Source organism: Neisseria sp. P0022.S010 (assembly GCF_051956635.1).
In genome coordinates this window covers 1-2,964 of record NZ_JBQCXF010000372.1, presented here as the reverse complement: position 1 = coordinate 2,964, position 2,964 = coordinate 1, and the positions used below count along the sequence as shown (strand labels likewise).

Below are 2,964 nucleotides of genomic sequence, written 5' to 3'. Positions count from 1 at the left end.
CATCGGTTTGTTTTTCCATCAGGGCGACAAAGCGCGACATATGCGTGCCTTTTTGGTCGGCAGGCAGGAAAACCGTCATGGTCAGGCGGGCGACGGTGGATTGTTCGCCTTCTTTGCTTTTGAGGGAGATTGGAAAGCGCAGGTCTTTGATGCCGACCTGATTAATCGGCAGGTTGCGTAAATCGCGGCTGGATTGCACGTCTGCAATGGCGTTCATGCGTGGTATGTCCTTCATGATAGGATTGTTGAGATGCGTGTGGAGGGAATCGGCTCGTGTCGGCCGATTTGCAAATGCGAGATTATATCACTTGCTTTATCCCCCTGCATTGATTGTTTCTATTTTTCAGATAGTGATAAAATCTTCGATTATTCACATCTACATAGGCAGAGATCAAATGAAATTCGCCACGAAAGCCATTCATTCCAGCTACGATTGCGACGAACACAACCGTGCGCTGATGCCGCCGATTTATCAAAACAGTATGTTTGCGTTGCATGAGATTGGCGAAAATGTGCCTTACCGCTACTCGCGCCTGAGCAACCCGACCCGTCAGGTATTGGAAGATACCGTTGCCGATTTGGAGCACGGTGCGGCCGGCTTTGCGTTTTCCAGCGGTATGGCGGGAATTGATGCCGTATGGCGTACTTTCCTGCGCCCGGGCGATACCATTGTTGCTGTCGCCGATATTTACGGCGGTGCTTATGATTTATTGGTCGATGTTTATCAAAAATGGGGTGTGAACGTTGTTTTTGCCGATTTGGGCAATCCGGATAATCTGGACGAGCTGCTCAAAGCGCACAATGTCAAACTGGTTTGGCTGGAAACGCCGTCCAATCCGCTTTTGCGCTTGGTAGACATTAAAGTCCTCGCAGCGAAAGCCAAAGCAGCCGGTGCGCTGGTTGGTATCGACAACACCTTTGCCACGCCGTATCTGCAACAGCCGTTGGATATGGGTTGCGATTTTGTGTTCCATTCCGCTACCAAATATTTGTGCGGCCATTCCGACGTATTGATGGGCGTAGTCGTTGCCAAAACCAAAGAGCTGGCGCAGCCTTTGCACGATATGATGGTGCATACTGGCGCGATTGCAGGCCCGATGGACTGCTGGTTGGTGTTGCGCGGTATCAAAACGCTGGCTCTGCGCATGAATGCCCATTGCCAAAACGCACTCGAAATCGCACGCCGTTTGGAAGCCCATCCCACCGTAGAAAAAGTGTTTTACCCCGGCCTGCCGTCGCACGAACATTTTGAACTTGCCCAAGCACAAATGCCCAAAGGCATCGGCGGCGTGGTTACGGTTTATCTCAAAAATGACACGCGTGAAGCAGCCAATAGCGTGATTAAAAACATGAAACTGGTCAAAATGGCTTCCAGCCTCGGCGGCGTGGAAAGTTTGGTCAACCATTGCTATTCCCAGTCCCACAGCGGCGTGCCGCACGACGTGAAAATGGAAATGGGCATCAAAGTCGGCCTGCTGCGTTTCTCTGTCGGTATTGAAGACGTTGACGATATTTGGAACGATATTTCCAAAGCATTGGATACGACTTTGTAAATAAGGCTTAAAGACCGTCTGAAAGTGAATGGTTTTTCAGACGGCCTTTAGTAATACATAAGGAATAGGTATGAAAACATTATTCGGCGCATTGATGAGTATGGTGGTTTTGGCAGCTTGTACATCTCCTTCAGTATCTCAGTCTGAACAAGCCTCTAAATCGCAGGTACAAACTCAACAAACGGCGCAGCCTACTTTAGCCGCCAAATGGCGTGTTGTCGCTTTCAATAAATTCACCGAAAAAGATTTGGCCGGTACTGATGCCTATCTGGATTTGAGCGAGATGCCTAAGGCGTATGGCAAGATGGGATGTAACGGTATGATGTTCCAAGCCAATACGATTGGTTCGGACAAAATTGATTTTGGCCATATTGCGGTAAGCATGATGCTGTGTGAAGACATGAAGCTGGAAGATGCCTTTTTGAGTAAACAAAGCGTGTGGAACTATCGTTTTGACGGTAACGATTTGATTTTGGAACAAAAAGGCATCAGTATCCGTTTGCGTCGTGAATAATCTTAAAGGCCGTCTGAAAATAAAAATTTCAGACGGCCTTTTGAATCTTTATAATAAGCCCTATTTGAAACTAATACCGAATATCAAGGAAACCTATTATGGCAGCCTCGCCCGAAGCCAAGTTCACCGAAGAAAAAGTCTTGTGGATCAAACACCATACGCCCAAGTTAATGACTTTTGCCATCAGCCGTCCCGAGTCCTACCGTTTTTCGGCAGGGCAGTTTTCGCGCCTTGGTTTCCGTGACGGCGAGGGCTTTATTTGGCGCGCGTATTCTGTCGTGTCTGCCGAATACGCCGATACGCTTGAGTATTTCGCGGTGTTAATCGAAGGCGGTCCGATGTCGGCGCGTTTTGCTGCAATGAAAGAGGGCGATACCATTTTGCTGGATAAAACGGCTACCGGTTTCCTCTTGCCCGAGCGTTTCCCCGACGGCAAAGATTTGGTCATGCTCTGCACGGGTTCCGGCATTGCGCCTTTCCTCTCCATTATCGAGCAGCCTGAAATCTGGCAGCGTTTCGACCGTTTGGTTTTAGCGCATTCAGTTTCTTATGCCGACGAGTTGATTTTCAACCAGCGCCTTGTCGATTTGAAAGAGCATCCGCTGATTGAGGAATATTTCCATAAATTCACTTTTGTTCCGGTCACCACGCGTGAGGAAACGGAAGGCGCATTGAGCGGCAAACGGATTCCCGAATTGTTGAAGAATGGCGGCTTAGAAGAGAAAGTCGGCTTCAAGTTCACTAAGGCTGATACGCGCTTTATGGTTTGTGGCAATCCGGCAATGGTCAAAGACACTTTCCAAGCCCTGATGGATTTGGGCTACGCTATGCACCGCAACCGCATCCCCGGCGAAATCATGATGGAAAATGGTTTTTAACAGATAAATGGTCAAAGGC

At 48.7% G+C, this 2,964-nt stretch carries 4 protein-coding genes; 3 read left to right on the top strand and 1 reads right to left on the bottom strand.

Annotated features, from left to right (window positions below):
* Window positions 1-217: GTP cyclohydrolase, FolE2/MptA family (locus ACTHUT_RS16905; protein WP_440419147.1), on the bottom strand; the 217-nt coding region annotated here is incomplete at its 3' end.
* A gap of 178 nt (window positions 218-395) precedes the next feature.
* On the opposite strand from ACTHUT_RS16905, the gene ACTHUT_RS16900 reads away from it, so the two are divergent.
* From ACTHUT_RS16900 to ACTHUT_RS16890, 3 genes are all read left to right on the top strand, one after another.
* Window positions 396-1,553 carry a trans-sulfuration enzyme family protein gene (locus ACTHUT_RS16900; protein WP_440419146.1) on the top strand — a complete coding sequence of 386 codons (1,158 nt, stop codon included), beginning with the start codon at window positions 396-398 and terminating at the stop codon, window positions 1,551-1,553.
* A gap of 70 nt (window positions 1,554-1,623) precedes the next feature.
* Window positions 1,624-2,067 carry an META domain-containing protein gene (locus ACTHUT_RS16895; RefSeq protein ID WP_440419144.1) on the top strand — a complete coding sequence of 148 codons (444 nt, stop codon included), beginning with the start codon at window positions 1,624-1,626 and terminating at the stop codon, window positions 2,065-2,067.
* Window positions 2,068-2,165: 98 nt separating this feature from the next.
* Window positions 2,166-2,945: a ferredoxin--NADP reductase gene (locus ACTHUT_RS16890; RefSeq protein WP_308904585.1), complete on the top strand. Its 780-nt coding sequence runs from the start codon at window positions 2,166-2,168 to the stop codon at window positions 2,943-2,945.
* Window positions 2,946-2,964: the final 19 nt, after the last annotated feature.